Origin of the sequence: Bradyrhizobium viridifuturi (genome assembly GCF_001238275.1) — a bacterium.
Lineage (GTDB): Bacteria > Pseudomonadota > Alphaproteobacteria > Rhizobiales > Xanthobacteraceae > Bradyrhizobium > Bradyrhizobium viridifuturi.
This window is the reverse complement of the sequence record NZ_LGTB01000024.1, coordinates 98,063-122,564: the sequence shown is the minus strand read 5'-3', so window position 1 is coordinate 122,564 and position 24,502 is coordinate 98,063. Positions and strand designations below refer to the sequence as shown.

Here is a 24,502-nt window from a genome sequence, read left to right as displayed (position 1 = left end):
ACTACATCCCGATCGAGGCAAAGAAGACGGCGAACAGCCCGTCGAGCACGATGACCAGGAAGATCGATTTCACGACCGATGCAGTCGTCTGCTGCCCCAGCGACTCCGCGCTTCCCTTGACACTCAAGCCCTCCATCGCCGCGACGAGTCCGATCACCAGCGCCATGAATGGCGCCTTGATGATGCCGACCTCGAAATGCGTGACGGAAACCGCCTCATGGAGGCGTGCGATGAAGATGGCGGGACTCATGCCGCCGTAGAGCCAAGCGATAAGTCCGCCGCCATAGAGGGCCGCGAGCGAGCCGATAAAGGCAAGGACAGGCAGCGCCACGACGAGCGCCAGTACCCGCGGCAGGATTAGCACCGCGATCGGATCGAGCCCCATGGTGCTCAGCGCGTCGATCTCCTCGCGCATCTTCATTGCACCGATCTCGGCCGTGTACGCACTGCCCGATCGTCCCGCCACCATGATGGCGACGATCAGCACGCCGATTTCGCGCAACACCAGGATGCCGACCATGTCGACGACATAGGATTCGGCGCCGAAACGGCGGAAATGGAAGATCCCCTGCTGAGCGATGATGGCGCCGATCAGGAACGTGATCAGCGCCATGATCGGCACGGCTTGCCATCCCACCCGACCGAGCTGATACACGGTCGACGTCAGTCGAAACGACCGGGGATGCTTGACAACGCCGAATAACGCCGCGCTGAACGCACCAAGCATGTGCAGGAAGCCAGCCGAATCGGTCACAAGCCGCCTGCTCCCGCGGCCGAGTTGATCGAGCTTTTCCAGTAGAGGATTGACCGATCCGTGGTCGGTGGGCTCGGAACGGTTTAGCCCTCGCACCTCATCCAGCAGATCGCCATACGCACCGTCCGCGCCAGTCAGTGCGGCTCTGGTCGTGCCGCCGCGGGCCAGCCTTTCAAGCAGCCAGGCCCCGACGGTGTCGAGCGCAGTGACGCGGCTTAGATCGATCGCTCCGATGTCCGCCCCCGCCGCGCGCGCACACACCCGCTCCAACACCTCGACATTGGCAACGTTCCAGGCCCCGCCTGCCGCAAGCACGCGCGGATCGTCTTCATTCGCTGTCAATACCGGTACGTTGAGCAACAGGCCGCCTCCGACTTAGAAGGTCAAGTATAGGAGGCCGAAGCCGGCAGAGTTTGACCCAACGCAATTGGCTCGCGGCTCGGAGCCGTCCTTGATGCAAATCAACGGCTTGTTGAGCCACAGGATTATTTGTTGCCGGATTGGCCCGGCAGCAAGGGCCCGTTAGGGAGATTGCAATGAACCGTCCAGCCTTCAGGCCCCTGCAGAATACAGCATTGCCGCACTCGTTCAGGATGATCCGCCTGGAACGCGCGCGTGAACACGATCATCCCGAGGGCGAACCTGCGATCGGCTATGTTATCGTTGCTCCGCTCGACGCCGCGTCGCAGATCGATGTCGAGACCTGGAAGGCCTATCGCGAGGCCTGCCGCGTCGTTCGCCAACGGCCCGCCGAGGACGATCAGCTCGGCCACCTCGTGCATGGTCCGGGCGGCAGCTGGCGCTTCCACTATGACGTGACCGGCACGGCCGCCGACGAAGCGGGACATCATTTCGGGGACGAGCGCTTCACGCTCGGCGAATATGTCTCTGTCCGCGAGGCGGACGGCATGCATCCCTATCGTGTCGTCGCCGTCACACCGCTTTGATCGGCCCGTGCCTGATTAGGATGTCGGTCCCTACGGCATCCGCCACCGGAAGGGAAAGGTCGAGGACGACATTGACGACCCCGCGATCGTGCGGCTCCCTCGCGGCAGAGAATCCGAGCTCGTGACACATGCTCAGCATGGTCGTGTTCTCAGTCAGCACTCCACCGGACAACCGCTTCAGTCCTTCCGACCTCGCATAGCGGATCAGGAGCTGCATGAGCGCCCATCCAAGGCCTTTGCCCTTGAGGTCGGACTGCAGCAGGATCGCGTACTCGGCGGTCTGGTAGAGTGAATCCGAGTGAAGCTGGACCGTGCCCAGCATCTCGCCGGTCTGCGAGTCCAGCGCGACGAAAGCCATCGCGCGGGCATAGTCGAGCTGGGTCAGGCGCGCAATGAACGAATGGGAGAACTTCTTCACCGCATGGAAGAAGCGCAGCCTGAGGTCCTCGATGGTCACGCGCTTGAAAAAGGATTCGACCATGGGCTCGTCTTCCGGCCGCATCGGCCGAACCGCGACACGTGAACCATCTCGCAGGCTGAGCTCGCCTTCCCATTGCGATGGGTAGGGCCGCACGGCGAGCCGGGTCTGACCGGCAAACAGCCGCACCGGCTTGCGGACCGCCACGCGCGCGTCAAGCGCCAGCACGCCCGTTTCGTCCGCCAGCAATGGATTGATGTCGAGCTCGGCAATCTCTGGAATATCGGCAGCCATCTGCGCCAGTTTGACGAGCGTAAGCGGCACGACGTCGGCAGGAACCGCGGGCACATCGCGATAGGCTGCCAGCAGTCGCGAGACCCGCGTCCGCCCGACCAGGTCACGGGCCAGGTTCATGTCGAGCGGCGGCAGCGCCAGCGCCTTGTCGTTGATCACTTCGACCGCCGTCCCGCCGCGACCAAACACGATCACCGGGCCGAAGGTGGGATCGTCGGCAATTCCGAGGATCAGTTCCCGAGCCGCACGCCGCACGATCATCGGCTGGATCGTCACCCCCTGCAGGCTGGCATCCGGGCGAGCGCTCCGGGCGCGCGCCAGCACCGTCCTTGCTGCCTCGGCGACACTTTCGCGGGTCCGTAGACCGAGGATGACGCCGCCGATATCCGACTTGTGCGTGATGTCGCGCGAGAACAGTTTGACGGCGACCGCCAGCCCCTTTGCCAGGAACGGTTCAGCCTTGTCTGCCGCATCGTCGGCGTCGCAGGCAGCGACCGTGGGCACAATCGGAATACCATACGCTTCGAACAGCGCGACGATTTCGACCGGATCGAGCCATTGGCGTCCGTCCGATAACACCTGCCCGATCACGCGCTTCGCTGCCGCCGTGTTCGGCGTGAATGCCGAGGTAACGCTGGGCGGGGTTGCGGCAAGCGCGAGAGACGCTTCGTGATAGCGCACCAGATACATGAAGGCACGCACCGCATCATCCTCAGTCGGAAAATGCGGAATACCGGCAGCCTCGAAGGTCGCACTGGTACGTTTATCGGTGCCGGCCCACGCGGCAAGCACCAACGGGGCGACCGCACCGCTTTTGGCCCGGCGGTCACCGACACGCCGTGCCACGGCTTCGGCGATGCTCTCAGCCGACGCGACAGCCGTTTCCACATTCATGACCAGAATGGCATCGCCATTGGCGTCCTCGAGCAGCCCGTCAAGTGCCGCGATGTAGCGCGCAGCATTCGCATCGCCGGCAATGTCGACGGGATTGCCGCGCGACCAGCTGGGCGGCAGCACCTTGTCGAGCGACGCAACCGTGTCCGCGGACAAGCTGGCGGCCTCACCACCCAGCTCCGCGAGCCGGTCGATCGCAAGGATGCCGATCCCGCCACCATTGGTCAGAAGCGTGAGGCGGTTGCCGCGCGGGACAAAGCCGCGTCCGAGGAGCTCGGCGCAATCGAACAGCTCACGCAGGTCGTACACGCGAAGCATGCCGGCGCGGCGAAAGGCTGCGTCGTACACGGCATCCGATCCGGCCAGCGCGCCGGTATGGGTGGCCGCAGCCTTGGCACCCACCGCCATCCGCCCCGATTTGACGACGATCACCGGCTTCAGCCGCGCAGCGGCGCGCGCCGCCGACATGAACTTGCGCGCATCCTTGACGCTCTCAATGTAGAGCAGGATCGCTTTGGTATGGTCGTCCTGTGCGAAATAGTCGAGCAAGTCGGCGACGTCGACATCGAGCTGATCGCCGATCGACACGATGCCTGAAAAGCCAAGCCGCCGTTCGGCCGCCCACTCGATCATCGCCGCCGCAATAGCGCCGGATTGCGAGATCAGAGCCACTCGACCGTCGGACGGGTGATCGGCCGCAAAGCTGGCATTGAGCTTGGCGCGGGGTATCATTACCCCCATGCAATTTGGTCCAATCAAGCGAACGCCGTGCATGCGCGCGATCCGCGAAATCGTCTCGGCAACCGAGCCCGGGCCATGGCCAAGGCCTGTCGACAGAATCACCGCACCAGCGATGCCGACCGCGGCGCCATCCGAGATAATCCCGGGGATCGCCGCAGCAGGCGCGGTTATGACGATAATATCTGGAACGAATGGAAGCGATTTTATGTTCGGAACGGTCTCCTCGCCGTCGATCATGGCGTAGTTTGGGTTGACCACGGCGATCCGACCGGCGAAGCCGCTCGCCTTGAGGTTCATGAGCACGGCCAAGCCAAGCGACGCTGGACGCGAACTGCCACCAACCACCGCGATAGTCCGAGGCGAAAAAACCCGCTCTAGACCAAACGTAGACATCGAACAGTCTCGCAGGGAACGAGCGGAGGCGTCTGCCGCTTCGTGCAGCGCGCCAAGGCTCGCATGACATCCTCGCGAGCAATGATACCGAGCAGATGGTGATATTTGTCGATCACGGGCAGGCTTTTGAGACGATGGGTGACCATCAGTTGCAGAACGCGCTGCAGATTGGTGTCCGGTTCGACCGAGATCACGTCGGACGACATGATCTCGTCGACTGTCGTTCCCATGCGATCGTCGTAGTGCGGCAGTATGTGATCAGTCGTGCAGGTGAACACCTTCAGCGCATCGAGCTTGGTGACGAACCCGACCACGGCATCATCACGCAAGACGGGATAGGCGTCATAATCTTCCTGTGCGAACAGGCGGTACAGATCGCCTACGGTCATTTCGGGAGCGACGCTTCGCACCGACTTCGTCATGTTGTTCGCGACGGTTTCCTGGAGGAATTCGTACATGATTGATCCCTTTGGGCTTACGACATCCGGCGGACGCGTCGCCATCTAAGGAGCAACGCGTCCGCGACGCGCTCACGCCGCCGTCTTGATGTCGATCTGCTTGCTCTGCTTGGGAGCCGGCTTCTTGACCGTGACCTTGAGCACGCCCTTGGCGATTTCCGCGCTCACGTCCTCAGCCTTGACGCCGTCGGGCAAGGCAACCGACCGCGCGAACGAGCCGAAGCTGCGCTCGATCAGATGATAGTCCTTGTCCTTTTCCTCACGCTCACTCTTCTTCTCACCACGGATCGTGAGCATGTTGTCGGCGAGGTTGAGCTGAACGTCTTTGGTCTCCAAGCCGGGCAGCTCGGCAGAAATCTCGACCGTCTTGTCGGTCTCGCTGACGTCCATGCGCGGCATCATCGCCGCCGGCGCGGCGAACGTCGAAAAATTGCGGCCGAAGCCATCGAACAGCCGGTCGATTTCCTGTTGCAGGACTGTGAAGGGGTTGGTTTCGCGCCGTGCCACGGCTCGCTCGGTTCCAACGGGAACTAGATCTTTGATCATCGGTGCCTCCTGTTGAGTCTCAGTCGCGAGGCAAACCTAGACGGGAACGCCCGATCGGCGTTGACGAGGATCAAAACAGGACCAATGCGACGTGATCAAAGAGAGGTCACGAACCTCAGCGAGTCCCGTCATGCACGCGATGATCCTGCCCGCACGCGGCGAAAGGCTGCAATATGTGGAACGGCCGGATCCCGTTCCCGGCCCGGGCGAAGTGCGCATCAAGATCAGCGCCTGTGGAGTTTGCCGCACCGACCTTCATGTGGTCGACGGAGAGCTGCCCAACATCGCTTATCCGATCGTCCCCGGCCATGAAGTGGTCGGCCGCATCGACGCGCTGGGTCACGGCATAAGCGAAGCGCTTCTCGGTACGCGCGTCGGCGTTCCCTGGCTCGGTTCAACCTGCGGACACTGTCCGTACTGCCGAGAGGGCAAGGAAAACCTCTGCGACAATCCCATCTTCACCGGCTACACCCGGGACGGCGGCTTTGCGACCCACCTGGTGGCGGACGCGCGCTACTGCTTTCCGCTCGGCGAGCACGGTGAAGATGTCGAGCTGGCGCCCCTGCTGTGCGCAGGCCTGATCGGCTGGCGCTCGCTTGTGATGGCCGGTCGCGGCCGCAAGCTCGGCATTTACGGCTTTGGCGCGGCGGGGCACATCGCAGCGCAGATGGCTCGCTGGCAAGAGCGAGATGTCTACGCCTTCACCCGCACAGGCGACGTCGAGGCTCAGCGTTTGGCATTGTCGCTCGGCGCATGTTGGGCCGGCGCCTCCGAGGATCGCCGCCGGTGGAGCTTGACGCCGCAATCATCTACGCGCCGGCCGGCCCCCTCGTCCCGCTTGCTTTGCGTGCGCTGCGCAAAGGCGGACGGGTGGTCTGCGCCGGCATCCACATGTCGGATATTCCAAGCTTTCCATACAGCATTCTCTGGGGCGAGCGGCAGATCGTGTCGGTCGCCAATCTCACCCGGCAGGACGGCACCGACTTTCTCAAGAGTGCAGCAAAGGCCGGCGTTCGAACACACGTCACCGTTTTCCCACTGGATCAGGCGAACGAAGCGCTCTCGCTCCTGCGTGACGGCCAGCTTGTCGGCGCGGCCGTCCTGAAGCCATGACGACGCCGGCGCCATCAGCCGACCTGAGCGCGGACGAACTTGACCAAGCTGCCGTGTTGACGTTCCTGGCCGGATCGGGCCGGTCGAACGAGGCCGTGCAGCGGATCGATACGCATTGTTCGATCATTTTCCTCGAGCCATCGCGCGCCCTGAAGATCAAGCGCGCGGTCAAGCTCCCATATCTGGACTTCTCGACGCTGGAGAAGCGCCGGCGTGCTTGCGAAAGCGAAATCACCGTCAACAAGCGCCATGCACCGTCAATCTATCGTGGGGTCGTCCCGATCACGCGTGAGCGCAATGGCCTGGCGATCGGAGGGGCGGGCCCCGTCGTTGAATGGGCGGTTGAAATGGCTCGTTTTGACGAAAGCAAGGCCCTCGACCGCCTTGCGACGGGTGTCCTTGAACCCGAGCTCGGCGACGACTTGGCCGCCGTGCTGCTCGATTCTCATCGGGCTGCTGTCATCAGCGAGGGATCGAGCTGGCTTGCCTCGCTTCCCGTGATCGTTGGTCGCAACACGGAACAGTTCCGCAGCATACCAGGCCTCGTCCGCGAACGAATCGACAAACTGCACGAGCTAAGTCATCGCGAAATGGCACGAAATCGCGAGCTCTTGCGTGCCCGTGCGGCGTCGGGGCAGGTGCGGCACTGCCACGGCGACGCACACCTCGGCAACATCGTCATGATTGACGGCAGGCCGGTGCTGTTCGACGCGATCGAGTTTGACGCGAATATCGCGACGACGGATGTTCTGTACGATTTCGCGTTCCCTCTGATGGATCTGCTCGCGTTTGGGCGCGATGCTGTCGCCAACAGACTATTCAACAGCTACATGCAGGCCGCCTGGGCCGCACAGTCAACCGCGCTGTCCCTGCTGCCACTGTTTCTCTCAATTCGCGCTGCAATTCGTGCCAACGTGCTCTTCACCAAACAGCAGCAACATCCGCACGACCGAACAATCGCCACGATCGCGACCAGATATTTCGACCTCGCACTGCAGCTCATCGCACCTCGGCGCCCGACCCTTCTCGCGATTGGTGGAAGATCAGGCACAGGCAAGAGTGTGCTGGCACGTGACATGGCTCCCTTGATCGGGCCGCCACCTGGCGCGCTGGTCTTGCGATCAGACGTCATTCGCAAGCAGCTTCATAACGTGAGCGAGCACACGGCGCTGCCCGCGGCGACTATACCCCCAAGGCTTCCGATCGCGTCTATCAGGTTATGCTGGAGCAAGCCGCGAAAACGCTGGCCCAAGGGGTCTCGGTAACCCTCGATGCGGCATTCCTGAACCGGGCCGAGCGTGATGCCGCGGAAGTCGTCGCCCGCAACGCTCAGGTCGAATTCCACGGCATGTTCCTGACCGCGGATCTTGCCACACGGCTGCATCGCGTGACATCGCGGCGACACGATGCCTCGGACGCGAACGCCGACGTCGTCCTGCTTCAGGAGAACATCGAGACTGGATCTATTGGTTGGAGCGCTGTCGACGCGTCCGGTACACCGGCGACCACGCTTGAACGCAGCAAGTCCCGTCTATGAACGGTTTCACGGCGCGAATTGGCGCTCGACTACCTAAGGGAAACTCCTGAATTGGTTGATGCCGTCGCGTCTGGCACCATTCCTCCGCCAACAGGAGGATTTCCATGAAACGCCGATTGACCCTTATCTTCGTCGGCAGTGCGATCCTCGCGGTCGCACTCGCTTTGTTCTGCAACTGGTACTTCCCGGACGTGATGCCGCTTGCCACGACCGAGCCGACAGTCCATGGCTGGCGGCTGGATGCCGCATTTGCTGTCTCCGCAGTCAGGTGGACTGCGGCATTTGTTGCTGCGGCATCCGCAGTGGCATTGATGCTGATGAGCGTCAGCAAGCGCCCTACAAAGCTCGAAGGGCGCTAGACGCTTCCTTTCAAAAGCGCTCGCGGCATTCGCCATCGACTCTCCAAGGGCCGGCCTAGAGCCGGCCTTTGGCTATTGGATCGTCGCGAAAATTGCTCGGATGGATCATCTTGAATCCACATCGATCCGATCGTGTCGTGACGACGACCGGTGGATGCCCTTGACTCCAGTCGATCGAACGATGCCGCGCTGCATGTCCGGGTACATGCGACGGGACGATGCGGACACGCGTCATGAATCTGTGCGTGGTGAACGGCGCATCCAAACCTCCCGAAACGGCAGGTTGTCAGGCTTGTCGTCGCCATAGGCTCCAGAGACTGCCGATCAGCAAGACCCCGGTCACGAGCAAGATAGCCACGAACATTTGCACGATGTCGAACTTCAGAGAGTCACGAGCGACTAACAACGCGGTGATGAGTCCCGCGAAGGCAAGAAAAATACGAAGGATCAGACTCATGACTTCCTCCTGGGAGCCGCGGGGGCCTGGCGCCGACGACCATGGCGCCGCCCATCTCATAGGCTTGGTAGTGGTTCTCGCCAGCGAGGAATTGCGACGGATCAATGCTGCAGAACATACTGTCCGGGTGCATCCTCGAGCGGCGGTCCGCCTTCTGGCGCATGAAGCGACGGCTGCGCCGGTATCCAGGCGTCTGAATGCGCCGTGAGGAAGCGAACCCATTCCAGCCACCAAGATCCCTCGCGATGCGCCGCCTTTGCGAGCCACTCGTCGGGGCCGACATAGGGCTGATCCCTCTTCTTCTCCAGGACCTGATAGGTGTGCCCCGGCTCCGAAGGCGGGGCCACTATGCCGGCATTGTGGCCACCGCTCGCCAGCGCGAAAGTGATATCGGCGTCCGCGAGCAGATGGATCTTGTGAACTGACCGCCACGGCGCCACATGATCGCGCACCGTGCCGACCACGAACATCGGAGCACGGAGATCGGACAGCGCGACCGGATGCCCGTCCACCGCATAGCGCCCCTCGGCGAGGTCATTGTCGAGAAACAGCTTGCGCAGATAGTCCGCATGCATCCGGTAAGGCATCCGCGTGGCGTCAGCATTCCACGACATCAGGTCGCTCGGAGCGGTTCGCTCGCCCATCAGATAGTCGCGGACCAGGCGCGACCAGATCATGTCGTTCGACCGTAGCAGTTGGAACGCACCAGCCATCTGCGCCGCCTCGAGCACGCCCCGTCGCCACATCATGTCTTCGAGGAACGCAACCTGGCTCTCGTTGATGAACAGCGTCAGCTCACCCGCCTCAGTGAAATCGACCTGAGCAGCCAGCAGCGTCACTGATCGCAAGCAGCCGGGCCGCTCCTCCTGCAGGCGGGCCGCGGCGATCGCGAGCAGCGTACCGCCGAGGCAATAACCCGTGGCGTGAATCGCGCGCCCGGGAGCGATCTGATTGATCGCCTCGATTGCCGCTTCGACCCCGAGCTTGCGATAATGATCGAAACCAAGATCACGGTCGGCTGGCCCGGGATTACGCCACGAGATCGCAAACACGGTGAAGCCGCGTTCGACCATGAAGCGTATCAGGGAATTCTGCGGGGAGAGGTCGAGTATGTAATATTTCATGATCCAGGCCGGTACGATCAGCACGGGCTCCGGGCAGACATCCGCGGTCACGGGCGCGTATTGTATGAGCTCGATCAGTTCGTTTCGGTAGACGACCTTGCCCTCGGTCGTGGCGACGTCCTTGCCGACTACGAACTGAAGGGGCTCGGACGATTGGCCTCCGAACCACTTTCTGCAATCATCCAGCCAGTTGTGCCAACCCGATACGAAGTTGCCGCCACCCGAATCCATCATCTGGCGCAGTACTTCGGGGTTGCTGAGCGCGAAATTGGACGGCGCTGCGGCGTCGAGACACTGGCGGACAACGAAATCCACGATCGCTGCGTTTCCTTTCGAAACGCCATGCAATCCGCTTGCTGCCGAATGCCACCACTGCTCGCCGAGCAGGAACGCCTGGGCCATGACATTGAAGGCCGGCAATGCCCAGTCCGCGCCGGAAAACCGGTTGTCTCCCGGCTGAGGACTGACCATGAACCAGGGCTGCCACGCAGCATGCGGCGTCGATATCATGCGCGCGAAACGCGAACCGTCGCCCAATGCCTTGAGGGCAAGCTCAAGCCGCTTGCCTGGCGACGCGGCGAGATGCAACTGCCAATCGGCGAAGGCAAGCGCGAGGCTGGCGGGAGAAAGTCCGCCGGTCCACTGCGCCATCGCCGCATGGACCAAATGGTCGATCGATCGGGCGTTGGTCACCGCCTCGCGCTCGGACAGCACGGGAGCCGACCCTCCGGCCGCAACCGAATCGTCATTGGCAGGGGCCGCCGATTGGTCGAGAATTGCATTGACTGTCACCGCTCGCCTCCTTGCTCGCGCCCGATCAGCACGAACCTCATACTGCCCGGCCACCGGAACCACTCCGGCACCAAACATCGCTTGCTTAGCTGAGACGGAACCGCTGCCGACCCAGCGCCACGATCTCGCAGTCGGTCGGATGATCGCTCGCCTCGACATGCAGATTGAGATCAGGCCTTTCCGCCTTCAGGTAGTGCACCAACTCCGTCTTCTCGGTACCCGGGCCGATGATCAGCAGGTCGGTGCAACTGCCCAAGGCCTCTACAACCCTGGCGAGAAATGTCGGGTCAACCTGGACGCGACCATCGCCAATCGTGTTCGCCTTATGATGAAGATGCTGCGACGGCAAATGAGCATGCACGGCAGCCGCACTGACGCCCGTAAGCCCCACACCGAATATCTTCGCAACGAGGTGATCGATCCAGACGACCGCGCGTGTATGCGTTTGAACGGTGATCTCGCTCATGAATGACCTCCAGTGCCTGCTTTCTCTGCGTTCTCTCTCAATCGCAACGCCAGGGCCGCAAGCAGTTCCCTGCGGCTGACAATGCCGACGACAACTCCGGCGCAAATCACCGGAACCTGTGACACGTCGTAGATATCCATCTGAGCGACGACGTCGCCGATCGAGGCTTCCACATCGACGGTGATCGGCGCAGGGCTCATGATCGTCGCGACACGCAACGAGCGCATACGTTCGCGCTCCGGCGTGTTCTCCGCGATTCCGAGCAGCGATTCCAACCAGTTTCCGGATGGTGGGTTGACGCCAAGCTCATCGCGATGAAGGAAGTCGCCCTCTGAGATCATGCCGACGAGATCACCGTCATCGTTGATGACCGGCAGGCCGCGCTGATCGGTTTCGAGCAGCAGCTGGACGGCATCGAGTACGGCAGCAGTGGGCTTGATCGTCGCGAACGAACTGCGCATCACATCGGTTGCAAGCATTGTCGCTCCTCCCATTCAGCACATATGCTGGCCGCCATTGATCGAAAGCGTCGATCCGGTAATGAACCCCGCTTCATCTGCGGCAAGGAAGACGACGGCTCGGGCGATCTCTTCCGGCTCGCCCAACCGCCCGACCGGAATCTGCGGGAGGATCGCGCCCTGCATGACGTCTGTCGGCACGGCAGCGAGCATCTCGGTGTTGATGTAGCCCGGACAGATCGCGTTGACCGTAATCCCCGACCGCGCACTTTCGAGGGCAAGCGCACGGGTGAAGCCGAGCTCGGCGGCTTTCGCCGCGGCATAATTCGTCTGGCCGATCTGGCCCTTCTGTCCGTTGATGGACGAGATGTTGATGATCCGCCCGAACTTGCGCGCCCGCATACCCTCGATGAGCGGCCTGCACATATTGAACAGTGAATCCAGATCGGTCCGGATCACCGCATCCCATTGCGGCTTGGTCATTCGATGCAGCGTGGCGTCGCGCACGATGCCGGCGTTGTTGACCAGAATGTCGATCGGCCCGAGAGACGCTTCCACCTTGCGGACACCCGCCGCACAGGCTTCGAAGCTCGCGACGTCCCACTGGAAGACGCCGATTCCGGTCTGATCATGAAACTGACGCGCGGCCTCGGTATTCCCTGCGTAGCTGGCCGCCACCTGATATCCCGCCCCGGCGAGGGCCCGCGAAATTGCAGCGCCAATTCCCCGGCTCCCACCCCGTTACCAATGCGACGCGTGCCATGCCCGCTCCTCCAACGTCTCGGCAAGACAAATGGGCGAAATTCGCATCCGGCGGATTGATCTCGCTCAAACGGGGGCAACAAGCGCGTATGAGGCAGATCAAACTGTGCCGTGCGGGCCTGTGCTTTGATGGACCTATCGCTTCCACGCTTCAGGAGAACGGCTCATGTTCAAGAACATCCTGGTCCACATTCCCACGGAACTGTCGCCGCGTCCCGCGGTGGACGGATCGGTTTCGCTCGCACTCGATACGGGCGCGCATCTCGATGCAGTTGCGATCGGCTACGAGACGTCCAGCATCCCGTTCGTCACCGAAGGCGGTGCGGCCGTCGCCTCCCTCTTCGAGGTCGAGCGTGCACAGGCGCTCGAACGCGCGGAAGCGGCGTTGCGCGTCTTCGATATTGAGGCCCGGAATGCGGGAATCTCGTACACCACCCGCGCCGCGGCTGCCATTCCGATCGATGCCCGCGAGATCGTCTGCGCGAGCGCGCGACTGCACGACCTGACTGTGGTGGTCCAGCCGCAGCGTGAGCACGACAGCTACGACAACGTCATCCCGCGGGAGCTCCTGTTTGAAGCCGGGGGGCCGGTCCTATTCATGCCCTACACGTTCCACGGCGCATTCTCCGCCAAGCGGATCGGAATCTGCTGGGATGGCAGCCGGCTTGCCGCTCGGGCGTTGCATGACGCGATGCCGCTGCTGCGCGCGGCCGACGCCCTCATCATCGTCACCATCGACGGCCCGGACCCGATGCCCGAGGAGAGCTCCACGGATCATCTGGTGCGATACCTTGCCAAGGCAGGTCTTCCGGCCAAGGTCACGTCGCTGCCCGCGTCCCGATCGGAAGTCCAGTCGATCCTGCTGTCGATCGCGGCGGATGAGGGCCTCGACCTCTTGGTGATGGGCGGATACGGCCACTCCCGGCTGCAGGAGACCCTGCTCGGCGGCGTGACGCGCGACATGCTTCGCGCGATGACCGTTCCGGTCCTGATGTCCCATTGAACGCGAGTCGGATCGTGAGATATCCCGCCAGGACACTCCTCCATTGCGCCGGTTACGGCGCCGTCGCCATCAGCATGATCTGCGCCGTGCCCGCTCCGGCGGTAGCGGATCAGGAACAAGGCCGGCGCCTTGCACAGCTCTACTGCGCCCGTTGCCACGCAATCGACAAGGTCAGCCCGAGCCCATTGAAGATCGCGCCGCCGTTCCGAACCCTGCACGAGCGCTATCCGGTCGAGATGCTGCAGGAAGCGCTGGCGGAGGGAATTGTGACGGGGCACCCAACCATGCCCCAGTTCAGCTTCGAACCAGACCAAGTCAACGACTTCATCCTGTTCTTGAAGTCGCTGGAGACCGGCAAAGCTAACCGTTGAGGCAGGTCAACATGCCGTGTGAGCAAAGGTCTTAGAATTCAATTTTTAACCCGGAGGTCCACATGCGCGCGCATCAGGTCATGACCAAGCATATCATCGCGGTCAGCCCGCACACGAAGATCATGGATGCTGCCAACATCATGCTGCGATGTCACCTCAGCGGGCTGCCGGTGATGGACGAGGACGGCACGCTCAAGGGTATGGTGTCGGAGGGAGATTTCCTGCAGCGCGCCGAGATCGGAACAGGACACAAGCGCTCGGCTTGGCTGGAACTGTTCACGGGCGTCGGTCGCGCTGCGACCGATTTCGTGCACGAGCGCGGCCGCAAGGTCGAGGACGTCATGACCACGAATCCAATCACCGTCGGAGAGCAGACGCCGCTCGATGAGATCGTGCATCTGATGCACAAGCACGGCGTGAAGCGCGTGCCGGTGGTGAACGGAAAGACCATGGTCGGGATCGTCACTCGAGCAGACATCTTGCAGGCCGTCGCGTCGCTGGCCCGCGAGGTTCCGGACCCGACGGCCGATGACACTCACATCCGTGAACGGATCATGCGCGAGATCAACGCGACCGGCTGGCGACCTGCCGGCTTCCAGGTCTGGGTACGCAATGGCGCCGTACACCTGCATGGCCTGATCTTCGACGACCGCGCCCGCCAGGCAGCGATGGTGCTCGCGGAAAACACCTCGGGCGTCAAGGAAGTGCACGATCATCTTTGCTTCGTCGACGGCTACTCCGGCTACTACGTCGAATCGCCGGAGGACATCAAGGCTGCCGGCTGATCAGATATGAGGAGACCTAAAGATGGCAATGGATACGCTGTTCATCGTCTCGGTCGTCGGCCTCATCTTCTCGTCTTTTGCGCTGGTGCTCGCCCTGACTGATCACAGCACGACGCGCTGGCAGCGTCTGGAGAAGGACGAGGATCGATCCAGCATACGCGCCTCCTTTCCCGACAAGCACATCGCCTGATCCGGCTGTTGATACGCGCGTCCCGGAAGCCGGCTTCTCGCAGCGCGCGCGAGTTTGCCTTGCCCCCAGATTTCGGACCTACGTACATATACGTAAGTGGTTTCTACTTAGGTGAAATATCCAAATTTCCGCGCCCGTTAGTTCCGGTCAATGTGCCTCCATCGATCTTCCCTTCAATGGAGCGTCGCCGTGTTGACCCAGACCGTTGTTTCCTCCGCAATTAGCCATCATCCGACCAGCATCCTTGACCGGCAGGCTCGTGCCGAAGGGCCCTTTGGCATGATCGGGACCCCGATGCGGTTCGCACGCAACAGCGAGATCTACGGCGAGGACGAAGCCGCGGAATATCTTTATCAGATCGTCTCCGGCGCCGTCCGGACCTACAGGATCCTGGATGACGGACGCCGCCAGATCGGCGCATTCTATCTGCCCGGTGATATCTTCGGCTTCGAGGCCGGCGAAACCCATATCTCCTCGGCCGAGGCGATCTGCGAGACGCGGGTCATCGTGGTCAAGCGCTCCGCGCTCATGGTCCGTGCGGGTCATGAAAAGGATCTGGCGCGCCAACTCTGGGACGCGACGGCCCAGGAATTGCGCCGGTTTCAGGAACACCTGATGCTCCTGATCTGCAGTGCGGAGGAGCGGGTCGTTGGCTTCCTGCACGAGATGGCGCGCCGCACCGTCAAGAACGCCGCCATCGAGCTTCCGATGTCGCGGCAGGATATCGCCGACTATCTGGGCCTGACGATCGAAACGGTGTCGCGCACCTTTACCCAGCTCGAGCAGACCGGCGTAATCTCCCTTCCGACCTCGCGCCGGGTCGAACTGCGCAGGCGCGCGAACTGCAATCGGATTTTGGTGGGTTGAGGTTGTTGCAGGCCTTCCCGGCGAGAGTCTCGGAATGCGGGTTACTATTCGGAGCGGCGCGACCGATTGTCGACGATCGCGCCCTCCGGAATCGCCAATCCGAAACTGCGTTCGTTGACGATCTTGCCGGCGCCCGTGCACCCTACGACGATGAACCATCAACCGCCGTAGGCATATGGGTTCGGGTAGGCGCGCCATCGGCGTGCTAGACCCCTCCAGGATAGATCGCCTGCCGGTGGATCTCCTTGCCCAAATCGTCCACAATCACAATATGACGGTCAACATCACCGATCGGTTGTCGATCTCGAATTTGTTTGGCCATTAGCTCGCTGTGCCTGATCGCGTCGGCATCGCTTGCGAACGCGAGCCCGACGCGATCACGGGCAGGAACACCATCCTTCATGTCGAAGTAATAGGTTCTCATAAGCGCCTCTCGTGCATCGTCGCCATGGACATCTTCCTTGTTCAGCGGCTGTGAGCCGGCGCCGGAACGATCTTCAAACGAATCCTGGACTGAAGGCCCGTCGAACGGATTTTGTTCAACTTGATATCGTGCTGTCGTCCGGAACAAGCTGGGGAGAGCGGCGCGTGTCCGCGTCCCACTTTCGGAAATACACGGCATGCGCTCCCGGGATGCTTACGCAATGATGCATCTTGGCAAATTCCGCAACGTTCGCGGCGGCTATCTCGTTGATCCCAAACAGCCGTTCATAATCATGTTCGGAGATTTTCAGAACGGTGCCAGTCTCGAGACGATTGAGCCGCGATCGCAACGCGGCAAGAGTGAAGTTCGTGTCCATCAAAATTGCAAAGACCTCAAGCCGGGCTCGATCTGTGAACGTTATCGGAAATCCAAGTCGCCTTGCCGTGGGTTCTCCATTCAACCCGCAGCGGCATTCCGCGCGAGCTACCCCGGTCCTCGCCCCACGCTGCGAGCCGATGCTGCCAACGCCTCATATCCGGCCGCGATCTTCATGAAGTGCTCGCGAGTGGCCTGGTCCCGATATCGACCGGCCTGACGCCTCGTCCGCTCAGCGCGGGCCTCCCAATAGGTCGCGTCGTCCTGTGGTTTCTTCCGCGCTGACCCCGCAGCATTCTCGGCCGGTCTTCTCGACGGCCGCAAATCCACGGCAGCATCGCGCTCACATCGCTTCGGCTGCGGCTTTGCATGTTCTGAGCGCTTCACGAAGACACCTAACGACAAGGCTCCCTAGGCAGGCTCTTTGCGGATCAGTCCATCGCCGGTTCGGGAACGATCGCGCGCTCCTGGAACTGATCATACGCCTCCAGCGCGTCGGCGGCATACATCAGGGACGGCCCACCGCCCATGTAGATCGCCATTGCGAGCGTCTCCTCGACCTGCTTGCGGCTGACCTTGAGTTTGACCAGCGCTTCGGCATGGAAACCGATGCATCCGTCGCAGTGGGCGGCGACGCCGAGAGCAAGCGCGATCAATTCTTTTGTCCTGGTGTCCAGAGCACCATCTTTCGTTGCCGCCTGCGCCAGGGCCGAGAACGCGCGCATCGTTTCCGGAATATCGCGGCGCAAGTCGCCGAGGTTACCGGAAATATGCTTGCAGAGGTCGGAATAGTCTTTTCTCATATCAATCCCAGTCTTCGGCATAGAGGTTAGCCAGGAAGCGCGGGCCTGCCGACGGGCATGTCGACAAACGCCACCCTTCAGCCCAGGCAACACGATCCGTCTGAAGGACGTGGCCTGCGGAATGCTCTCATCTGACGTGCGCCTCATTCCTGTTCATTGCGCCAGATCAAACCGGGTGCACTTTCTCGGCTTGCGTCAAACCGACAGCAATTTCCGAAGGGCAGCCGTCTTCAGCGGTATCCGGCGCACCGGCGGCAGCGACCTGTTCATCGAGTCAGAACCTGCTGACGAACTCGCCGAACTGGGCGAGATCGAACGGCCGCGCCGGCTGGCAAGCCGCGGGGCCTTCCGCCACCAACGGTGCTGGATGTCGCTACCGAGCAACGGTGGGCGGGTGACATATCCGTGACAGCGCACTCGGCGCTGTTGCGCCGCTACCTTTCGTGTGGATGCCGCGCTGGGAATTGTGTTACGGTGCCGGACAGCCATTGATTCCATTGCGGAATTTCGAATGGGCCAGTCTGGATAATGCGTTAGGGGACATTCCGCGTGCCGCCGATCCAATACATCGTCGAAGGCGGCCGCCGCCTCTCGGGCACCATCGAGCCGTCGGGCAATAAGAACTCCGCGCTGCCGATCATCGCAGCCGCCCTGCTCACCGAGCACCCGGTTACGCTGACCAACGTGCCGCGCATTCGCGACACCGAAACCCTGGTCGAGCTCTGCCGCTCGGTCGGCGCCACCGCCGAATGGACCGAGCGCAACACGCTGCAGATCCACGCCAAGGAAATCCGCGCCGCCGATCTCGATCCGGCGCTGTGCGCGCGCATCCGCGCCTCGATCCTCTTGGCAGGCCCGCTGCTGGCCCGCTGCGGCGAGGTCGCACTGCCGCCGCCCGGCGGCGACGTGATCGGCCGCCGCCGGCTTGACACGCACTTCCTCGCCTTCGAGCAGCTCGGCGCCACGGTAACCGCGACGCACCGGCTGGAATTCCGCGCCTCGAAGCTGAAGGGCGCGGACGTGTTCCTCGACGAGCCCAGCGTGACCGCAACGGAAAACGCGCTGGTCGCTGCCGTCGCCGCCCGCGGCACCACCTATCTGCGCAACGCGGCCTCCGAGCCGCACGTGCAGGACCTCGCGAATTTCCTGATCGCGCTCGGCGCCAGGATCGAAGGTGTCGGCACCAACACCATCATCGTGCACGGGCCCGCGACGCTCGGCAGTACCACTTTCGCGATCCAGCCCGACCATATCGAAGTCGGATCGCTGATCGGGCTTGCCGCGGTGACCCGATCTCCGCTGCGCATCGCCCGCGCCGGCGTCGAGCATCTGCGCTCGATCCGGATGGGCTTTGAGCGGCTCGGCATCGTCTGCGGCGTGGAGGGCGACGACCTCGTCGTGCCGTCGAACCAGACCATGAAGATCCACGACGATTTCGGCGGTCACGTGCCGAAACTCGAGGACCAGCCCTGGCCGGCGTTCCCCGCCGACCTGATGTCGATCGCGATCGTCACCGCGACGCAATGCGACGGCGTCATCCTGATGCACGAGAAGATGTTCGAGTCGCGGATGTTCTTCGTCGACAATCTGATCGCGATGGGTGGCCGCATCGTGCTGTGCGACCCGCACCGCGCGATCGTGGCCGGCCCGAGCCGGCTGCGCGGCGCGCCGATGAATTCGCCCGACATCCGCGCCGGTATGGCGATGCTGCTGGCTGCGGTGTGCGCTAACGGCACCTCCACCATCAACAACGCCGACCAGATCGAGCGCGGCTATGAGCGGATCGACGAACGGCTCAATGCGCTCGGCGCCAAGATCAAGCGGATACCCGCGCGAACATAACCCCCTGCGGCAGCTTGGCCATCCTTCCGGCCGGTTTGCCGTGCTAGACGTGCCGTCATGACCTGCATCGACAAGATCGACCCGGCCGCGCCACGCGCGGCCGTCGTGCCCTCTCGCAAGCTGCTCACGGCCGAGCTCGCGGAAACGCTGAAGCTCGCGGTGCCGCTTGCGCTGACGCAGCTCGGCCAGATCGCGATGATGACGACCGATCTCGCCTTCATCGGCCGGCTCGGCAGCGAGAGCATCGCCGCCGCGGCGCTGGCGCATACCGTGTATTTCGTCAGCTTCACCATCGGTATGGGCATGATGTCCGCGGTCTCGCCGCTGGCCGCGCAGGCGTTCGGCGCACGCGACCCGCGCGTGATGCGGCGCGCGCTCCGCGTCGGTCTGTGGGCCGGCTTCTTCATGGTGCTGCCGCTGATGGCGCTGCCGTTCCACGGCGAGCGCATCCTGCTCGCGCTTGGCCAGACCCAGGCGACCGCGCATCTGGCGCAGCAATATCTGTTCGGACTCGGCTGGGGCATTTTGCCGGCGCTGTGGTTCATCGCGATCCGCGGCTTCATGAGCGCGGTGAACCGGCCAGAGCCGGTGCTCTGGATCACGCTTGCGGCGATTCCGGCCAACGCGCTGATGGTCTATCTTCTGCTCTATGGCAAATGGGGCATGCCCGAACTCGGCATGTTCGGCGCCGGACTTGCGACCACGATCGTCAATCTCGGCACCTTCCTCGCCGGCGCGTGGTTCGCGGCGCGGCGGCGTCCGTTCCGCAAGTACCATGTATTCAGCCGCGTCTGGCGCATCGACTGGCCCTTGATGGGCAAGCTGGTCGCCGTCGGCGCGCCGATCTCGATCGCCTTTCTGCTGGAATACGGCCTGTTCGGCGCCGCCGGCCTCCTGATGGGGCTGATCAGCACCACGGCGCTGGCGGCGCACCAGATCGCGCTGCAGATCGCGGCGATCCTGTTCATGGTGCCGTTCGGCGTCAGCATGGCCGCCACGGTGCGGGTCGGCCAGGCGGTCGGCCGCCGCGACACCGACGCGGTGCAGCGCGCCGGCTTCGTCGCGGTCGCGCTCTCCGGCGTCTTCATGAGTGTGATGACGCTCGCGGTGATCCTGGCGCGCTTCGAGATCGCGGCGCTGTTCCTCGGCGAAGCCTCAGACGCCACCGCGCAGCTTACCGCGATGCTGCTGCTGATCGGCGCGACGTTTTTCATCGCCGACGGCGTCCAGACCACCAGCGCCGGCGCGTTGCGCGGCATGAACGACACCCAGGTGCCGCTGCTGTTCGCCGTCATCAGCTATTGGCTGGTCGGCTTCGCGTCGGCCTCCGCCCTCGCCTTTTCGGCCAAGCTCAATGCCCCCGGCGTCTGGATCGGATTGTCGCTCGGCACCGCGGTTTATGCGACCCTCCTGATCTTGCGTTTCCGCCTGCTGGCACGCAGACTGGCGGGATGAAGGTCGACGAGGTCACGCCGAACGTGGATTCCGACGCGCTGCTAACCGGCGCGCAATTCATCGACGCGTTCCGGATCGCGACCACGCAACCGGATCTCGATGCGCGGCACGCCACCGAGACGATGTTGGGCCAGCAGCCGCGCTGGGCCAAATGGCTGATTGCCTTGCGAAACGTTCTGGTCACGCCTCTCGGCCTGAAGACCTCGGGCGCGTCCGACGGCGTGGGACGCGATATGATCGGGCTATTCCCCGTCATCAGCGAGACGCCCGAGCGACTGGTCGCCGGCTTCAACGACAGGCATCTCGACTTCCGCCTGGTGGTCGACGTCACCAGCACCGGCGCCGCGCGCAACATCACCGCCACCACGCTGGTGCTGACCCACAACTGGCTCGGCCGCACCTATCTCGCGGCGATCATGCCGTTCCACCGCCTGATCGTGCCGGCGATGCTGCGCAAGGCCGGGGGCTAACGCATGACTCTGCCGGTCGACCTGTTCTTCTCGTTCCGCAGCCCCTACAGCTACCTCGCGCTGCCGAAGACGTTGAAGATGGTCGCCGACTACGATGTCGCAGTGAACCTGCGGCCGGTCTATCCGCTCGCGGTGCGCGTACCCGGCTTCTTCAAGAAGACCAATCCGCAATTCGCCCGCTACGTCGTGCTCGATTCCAGCCGCGTCGCCAAGCACGAGAACATCCCGTTCCGCTTTCCGCGTCCGGATCCGATCGTGCAGGACATGACGACGCTCGACGTCGCCGAACACCAGCCTTACATCCACCGGCTGACCCGGCTCGGCGCCGCGGCCCAGCTCGAGGGGCGGTCGCTTGCCTTCACTGCCGCGATCAGCCGCGTGCTGTGGGACGGCTCGGTGCAGGGCTGGAACGAGGGCGATCATCTGGCGAAGGCGGCTGATGCCGCCGGCTTCGATCTCGCCGCGATGGACGCGGCCATCGCCGCCGATCCCGATCGCTATGAGCAGGTCATCAAGGGCAATGAGGAGGCGCACGCCGCGTCCGGCCATTGGGGCGTGCCGACCTTCGTATTCGCCGGCGAGCCCTTCTTCGGTCAGGACCGTATCGACCTCCTGATCTGGCGCATGGAAAGCAAGGGGCTGACGCGCCGCAAAGTCTAGCCGGAGATCATGCCGCGCTCTTCTCCGGCGCGTCGGCGACGACCTTCTCCGAAGCATCCTCGTTGGTGCACCAATTGCCGTGGCAGCGCTTGAGGTCGTTCAGGTTCTGCCGCATCTGGTCGAGCGAGAAGCCGAGCGCGTAGAAGCGTTCGGCGGCGTCGACCGGCAGGCCGCGGATCAGGCCGTCCCTGCGGACTGCGGCGACCTCCTCGCTATAGGCATGCAGCGCGGCATCGACCGGCGCCATGTCGGCCGGGCCGCTGCCGGCGCGCAAGGCGGTCGCGACCGCCACCATGTAAGTCACGATCGCCTTGCTGACCTCGGCCAGTGGCCGCGCCAGCCGGGCCTGGATATCGGCCGGCAACGGCACGACGCAGGCCCGTCCGATCATCACGACGTCATGCCGCAGCCGCTGGATGGTCCGCAGCAACGGGCCGGTGTCAGGCCCCGATGAAAGATGCATGGAGCGCTCGCGCTCGGCCTCCATGCCCGTCGCGTGCAGATTGGTCACGGCGGTGCCGATACCGTCCTGGATCCGGTGCAGCGCGTCGTTGTCGAGCCCGCGGGTCAGGCCGGCGAGCAATTCGGCGAATGCCGCCGAAAGGAGTTCCAGCAGCTTCGATGCATTGACCCTGATCTGGCTGACCGCCCGCGACGGCAGCACCAGGAATGAGATCACGAGGCCCGTGAGCGCGCCGACCGTCACCTCGAGAACGCGGTCGATCGCGGAATCCAGCGGGTTGGAATGATGCATCGTCGGCAGCAGCAGCACGATCACCGCGGTCACCGTCGCCGAGTTCAGGCTCGGATTGAGCGCGGCGATGAAGGCCAGCGGCACGATCGCCAGCACCAGCAGCGCCAGCAGGCTGCCTTCGCCGGAATGCGGGATCAAGACCGCGATCGCGCCGCCATAGATGGCGCCGCCGATGGTGCCGAGCATGTAGTCGCGGGTTGCCTTCAAGGAGCGGCCGACGCTCATTTGCGTGACGATCAGCGAGGTCAGCACCGCCCAGAGCGGTAGCAGGAGATGCAGCGCCAGCGCGATGGCATAGGCCGCCACGCCGGCGGACGCGATCCGGACCGCCAGCGCCAGCTGCGTCTTGCGGGTCCAGAGCTGGTCGAACATGCGTTTTGCGAAGGTCCTCATGCACCCTGATCCGCAATCAATGGAAAGGCCTATGTTAAAGGACGTCGAGCATGGCTGCTGCCCGCGGCGGTAAGGTGGCTTGAAAGGCCAAACCTGCCCGCCTACCCTGCGCCGCAAGATTGAGGAAACACGATGGCCCACGAAACCGCAACGCTCGCCGCCTACGTCGCCGACCTGAAATTTGCCGACATCCCGCCGCAGGTGCTGGAGCGCGCCAAGGTTTTGACGCTGGATTTCCTGGGCAGCACCATCCGCGCCCGCCGCGATGCGGAATCGACCCCCTCGCTGATGAAGATGCTGGAAGCGCTGGCGCTGGACGGCAAGGGCGAGGCCACCGTGTTCGGCGACAGCAAGACCTGGACGCCGGCGGTCGCTGCGCTGCTCAATGGCGCGCTCGGCCATTCGCTCGATTTCGACGACACCCACGCCGATTCCTCGCTGCATCCGAGCGCGCCGGTGGTGCCCGCCGCGTTCGCGGTCGGTGAGATGGTCGGCGCCTCCGGCCGCGACGTGCTGACGGCGATCGTCGCCGGCTATGAAGTTTGCTGCCGGCTCGGCAACGCGCTCGACCCGACCTCGCATTATGCCCGGGGTTTCCACCCGACTGCGACGGCCGGTACCTACGGCGCCGCGGCGGCGGCGGCCAAACTGTTCGGACTGTCGAAGGAACAGATCATCTCGGCTTTCGGCGTCTCCGGCAGCCAGGCCGCGGGCTCGCTGCAATTCCTGGTCAACGGCGCCTGGAACAAGCGCTACCAGGTCGGCGCCGCCGCAATGAACGGCGTGATTGCGGCGACCTTGGCGCGCAACGACTTCATCGGTTCGAGCGACTCGGTCGAGGGCAAGCATGGCCTTTTGGTCGGCTATACCGATGACCCGCATCCGGACAAGGCGGTGGCCGGGCTCGGCAGCACCTACGAGACGCTGAAGATCGGCGTGAAGCCGTATCCGAGCTGCCGCTACACTCACGCCGCGATCGACGCGCTGATCGCGATGCGGCGCGAGCACAATCTGACCCCGGACCAGATCAGGAAGGTCGAGATCGGATTGCACCGCAACGGCATCACGCTGACCGGCGACGCCGCCACCAAGCGCCACCCGACCTCGGTGGTCGGCGGCCAGTTCTCGATGTTCTTCACCGGCGCGATCGCGCTCGACCAGGGCCATTTCGGCTGGGATGATTACGACCGGCTGGGCGACAAGGCGATCGACGCGCTCGCCGACAAGTTCGACGTGGTGCAGGACGACCGGCTTGAAGTCGGCCGCACCCATCCGTTCGGCGCCCGCGTCTCGATCACGACCGATGACGGCGTGCATGAGCGCCTCTACGCCGATCCCTCCGGCGAGCCGACCTCGTTCCCCGACGCGCAGGCGATGCAGCAGAAGTTCCTGACGCTGGCCCGCCCGGTGCTCGACAAGCGCGCCGACCAGCTCGCGGATGCGATCCTCACGCTGGAGCGCTTCGATCGCGTCGAGCAGGCGACGCAGCTGGGGCGGCAGTAGGGGCGGCGGCGCACGGTCGAAGCGACAAATACCACTGTCGTCCCTGCGAAAGCAGGAGACAGTGAGTTTGCTGCGCTTTCAGTAGGTCAAGCAG

27 protein-coding genes and 2 pseudogenes are annotated in these 24,502 nt (G+C 63.4%); 17 read left to right on the top strand and 12 right to left on the bottom strand.

All coding sequences use genetic code 11. The annotated features are described in order from the left end of the window. Position 1: 1 nt before the first annotated feature. Positions 2–1,114 (bottom strand): MlaE family ABC transporter permease, encoded by a 1,113-nt coding sequence (locus ALC15_RS22280; RefSeq protein WP_050629105.1) that lies wholly within the window; start codon positions 1,112–1,114, stop codon positions 2–4. A gap of 176 nt (positions 1,115–1,290) precedes the next feature. On the opposite strand from ALC15_RS22280, the gene ALC15_RS22275 reads away from it, so the two are divergent. After that, positions 1,291–1,701, top strand: coding sequence for a hypothetical protein (locus ALC15_RS22275; protein ID WP_050629104.1), 411 nt, complete (start codon positions 1,291–1,293; stop codon positions 1,699–1,701). Here ALC15_RS22275 and ALC15_RS22270 read toward each other — a convergent pair. From ALC15_RS22270 to ALC15_RS22260, 3 genes are all read right to left on the bottom strand, one after another. Beyond that, the gene (locus ALC15_RS22270; RefSeq protein WP_050629103.1) at positions 1,688–4,441 is read right to left on the bottom strand and encodes a bifunctional acetate--CoA ligase family protein/GNAT family N-acetyltransferase; all 2,754 of its coding nucleotides are present in this window, start codon (positions 4,439–4,441) and stop codon (positions 1,688–1,690) included. The two genes, ALC15_RS22275 and ALC15_RS22270, sit on opposite strands and share 14 nt — an antisense overlap. Next, positions 4,423–4,899 carry a CBS domain-containing protein gene (locus ALC15_RS22265; protein WP_050629102.1) on the bottom strand — a complete coding sequence of 159 codons (477 nt, stop codon included), beginning with the start codon at positions 4,897–4,899 and terminating at the stop codon, positions 4,423–4,425. The genes ALC15_RS22270 and ALC15_RS22265 overlap by 19 nt, the downstream gene beginning before the upstream one ends. Positions 4,900–4,971: 72 nt before the next feature. Continuing rightward, positions 4,972–5,445 (bottom strand): Hsp20/alpha crystallin family protein, encoded by a 474-nt coding sequence (locus tag ALC15_RS22260; RefSeq protein ID WP_050629101.1) that lies wholly within the window; start codon positions 5,443–5,445, stop codon positions 4,972–4,974. 130 nt (positions 5,446–5,575) lie between these two features. Here ALC15_RS22260 and ALC15_RS22255 point away from each other — a divergent pair. From ALC15_RS22255 to ALC15_RS22245, 4 genes and pseudogenes are all read left to right on the top strand, one after another. After that, a pseudogene (locus ALC15_RS22255) lies at positions 5,576–6,558 on the top strand (zinc-dependent alcohol dehydrogenase family protein). Beyond that, complete coding sequence (locus ALC15_RS22250) at positions 6,555–7,823, top strand: phosphotransferase (protein ID WP_244486205.1); 1,269 nt, start codon at positions 6,555–6,557, stop codon at positions 7,821–7,823. Before ALC15_RS22255 ends, ALC15_RS22250 begins: the two are co-directional and overlap by 4 nt. Continuing rightward, a complete protein-coding gene (locus tag ALC15_RS46410) occupies positions 7,778–8,095 on the top strand; it encodes a P-loop nucleotide/nucleoside kinase family protein (protein WP_244486204.1) in 318 nt (105 codons plus the stop codon). Before ALC15_RS22250 ends, ALC15_RS46410 begins: the two co-directional genes overlap by 46 nt. A 104-nt stretch (positions 8,096–8,199) precedes the next feature. Beyond that, complete coding sequence (locus tag ALC15_RS22245; protein ID WP_050629100.1) at positions 8,200–8,454, top strand: hypothetical protein; 255 nt, start codon at positions 8,200–8,202, stop codon at positions 8,452–8,454. Positions 8,455–8,740: 286 nt separating this feature from the next. On the opposite strand, the gene ALC15_RS44860 is transcribed toward ALC15_RS22245, so the two are convergent. From ALC15_RS44860 to phbB, 5 genes and pseudogenes are all read right to left on the bottom strand, one after another. Beyond that, positions 8,741–8,911 carry a hypothetical protein gene (locus tag ALC15_RS44860; RefSeq protein WP_167350158.1) on the bottom strand — a complete coding sequence of 57 codons (171 nt, stop codon included), beginning with the start codon at positions 8,909–8,911 and terminating at the stop codon, positions 8,741–8,743. A gap of 101 nt (positions 8,912–9,012) precedes the next feature. Next, positions 9,013–10,905 (bottom strand): PHA/PHB synthase family protein, encoded by a 1,893-nt coding sequence (locus ALC15_RS22235; protein WP_094194019.1) that lies wholly within the window; start codon positions 10,903–10,905, stop codon positions 9,013–9,015. Positions 10,906–10,912: 7 nt separating this feature from the next. Beyond that, positions 10,913–11,293 (bottom strand): hypothetical protein, encoded by a 381-nt coding sequence (locus tag ALC15_RS22230; RefSeq protein WP_050629098.1) that lies wholly within the window; start codon positions 11,291–11,293, stop codon positions 10,913–10,915. After that, positions 11,290–11,772, bottom strand: a complete 483-nt coding sequence (locus tag ALC15_RS22225; protein ID WP_050629097.1) for a CBS domain-containing protein — start codon at positions 11,770–11,772, stop codon at positions 11,290–11,292. Before ALC15_RS22225 ends, ALC15_RS22230 begins: the two co-directional genes overlap by 4 nt. 15 nt (positions 11,773–11,787) lie before the next feature. Continuing rightward, positions 11,788–12,514, bottom strand: a pseudogene (gene phbB / locus ALC15_RS22220) (acetoacetyl-CoA reductase). Between the two features lie 165 nt (positions 12,515–12,679). Here phbB and ALC15_RS22215 point away from each other — a divergent pair. From ALC15_RS22215 to ALC15_RS22200, 5 genes are all read left to right on the top strand, one after another. Further along, positions 12,680–13,516 (top strand): universal stress protein, encoded by an 837-nt coding sequence (locus ALC15_RS22215; RefSeq protein WP_050629096.1) that lies wholly within the window; start codon positions 12,680–12,682, stop codon positions 13,514–13,516. A gap of 74 nt (positions 13,517–13,590) precedes the next feature. Then, positions 13,591–13,887, top strand: a complete 297-nt coding sequence (locus ALC15_RS22210) for a c-type cytochrome (protein WP_094194018.1) — start codon at positions 13,591–13,593, stop codon at positions 13,885–13,887. Positions 13,888–13,949: 62 nt separating this feature from the next. Next, entirely contained in the window at positions 13,950–14,672 is a 723-nt protein-coding gene (locus ALC15_RS22205) for a CBS domain-containing protein (RefSeq protein ID WP_050629095.1), read from the top strand. 22 nt (positions 14,673–14,694) lie between these two features. After that, complete coding sequence (locus ALC15_RS44215) at positions 14,695–14,862, top strand: hypothetical protein (protein ID WP_157860929.1); 168 nt, start codon at positions 14,695–14,697, stop codon at positions 14,860–14,862. 279 nt (positions 14,863–15,141) lie between these two features. Then, entirely contained in the window at positions 15,142–15,729 is a 588-nt protein-coding gene (locus tag ALC15_RS22200; RefSeq protein ID WP_050629094.1) for a helix-turn-helix domain-containing protein, read from the top strand. 205 nt (positions 15,730–15,934) lie between these two features. Here ALC15_RS22200 and ALC15_RS47640 read toward each other — a convergent pair whose 3' ends face one another. Further along, positions 15,935–16,300 (bottom strand): DUF6894 family protein, encoded by a 366-nt coding sequence (locus tag ALC15_RS47640; protein WP_347336309.1) that lies wholly within the window; start codon positions 16,298–16,300, stop codon positions 15,935–15,937. Between the two features lie 73 nt (positions 16,301–16,373). On the opposite strand from ALC15_RS47640, the gene ALC15_RS44210 reads away from it, so the two are divergent. Further along, positions 16,374–16,748 (top strand): hypothetical protein, encoded by a 375-nt coding sequence (locus tag ALC15_RS44210; protein ID WP_157860928.1) that lies wholly within the window; start codon positions 16,374–16,376, stop codon positions 16,746–16,748. A gap of 211 nt (positions 16,749–16,959) precedes the next feature. Here the strand turns inward: ALC15_RS44210 and ALC15_RS22185 are convergent, their stop codons facing one another. Continuing rightward, positions 16,960–17,331 (bottom strand): carboxymuconolactone decarboxylase family protein, encoded by a 372-nt coding sequence (locus ALC15_RS22185; RefSeq protein WP_050629091.1) that lies wholly within the window; start codon positions 17,329–17,331, stop codon positions 16,960–16,962. A gap of 121 nt (positions 17,332–17,452) precedes the next feature. On the opposite strand from ALC15_RS22185, the gene ALC15_RS22180 reads away from it, so the two are divergent. The 5 genes from ALC15_RS22180 (at position 17,453) to ALC15_RS22160 (ending at position 21,758) form a co-directional block, all read left to right on the top strand. Continuing rightward, complete coding sequence (locus ALC15_RS22180) at positions 17,453–17,740, top strand: hypothetical protein (protein ID WP_128089555.1); 288 nt, start codon at positions 17,453–17,455, stop codon at positions 17,738–17,740. Positions 17,741–17,880: 140 nt separating this feature from the next. Beyond that, positions 17,881–19,173, top strand: a complete 1,293-nt coding sequence (murA, locus tag ALC15_RS22175; protein WP_050629089.1) for a UDP-N-acetylglucosamine 1-carboxyvinyltransferase — start codon at positions 17,881–17,883, stop codon at positions 19,171–19,173. A 57-nt stretch (positions 19,174–19,230) separates the two neighbouring features. Then, positions 19,231–20,628, top strand: coding sequence for an MATE family efflux transporter (locus tag ALC15_RS22170; RefSeq protein WP_050629088.1), 1,398 nt, complete (start codon positions 19,231–19,233; stop codon positions 20,626–20,628). Beyond that, positions 20,625–21,098 carry a DUF2867 domain-containing protein gene (locus ALC15_RS22165; protein WP_050629087.1) on the top strand — a complete coding sequence of 158 codons (474 nt, stop codon included), beginning with the start codon at positions 20,625–20,627 and terminating at the stop codon, positions 21,096–21,098. The genes ALC15_RS22170 and ALC15_RS22165 overlap by 4 nt, the downstream gene beginning before the upstream one ends. A 3-nt stretch (positions 21,099–21,101) precedes the next feature. After that, positions 21,102–21,758: a 2-hydroxychromene-2-carboxylate isomerase gene (locus tag ALC15_RS22160; RefSeq protein WP_050629086.1), complete on the top strand. Its 657-nt coding sequence runs from the start codon at positions 21,102–21,104 to the stop codon at positions 21,756–21,758. A 7-nt stretch (positions 21,759–21,765) separates the two neighbouring features. On the opposite strand, the gene ALC15_RS22155 is transcribed toward ALC15_RS22160, so the two are convergent. Then, entirely contained in the window at positions 21,766–22,905 is a 1,140-nt protein-coding gene (locus tag ALC15_RS22155; RefSeq protein ID WP_050629085.1) for an FUSC family protein, read from the bottom strand. A 132-nt stretch (positions 22,906–23,037) separates the two neighbouring features. On the opposite strand from ALC15_RS22155, the gene ALC15_RS22150 reads away from it, so the two are divergent. Then, the gene (locus tag ALC15_RS22150) at positions 23,038–24,408 is read left to right on the top strand and encodes an MmgE/PrpD family protein (protein WP_050629084.1); all 1,371 of its coding nucleotides are present in this window, start codon (positions 23,038–23,040) and stop codon (positions 24,406–24,408) included. The last annotated feature ends 94 nt before the right edge of the window (positions 24,409–24,502 follow it).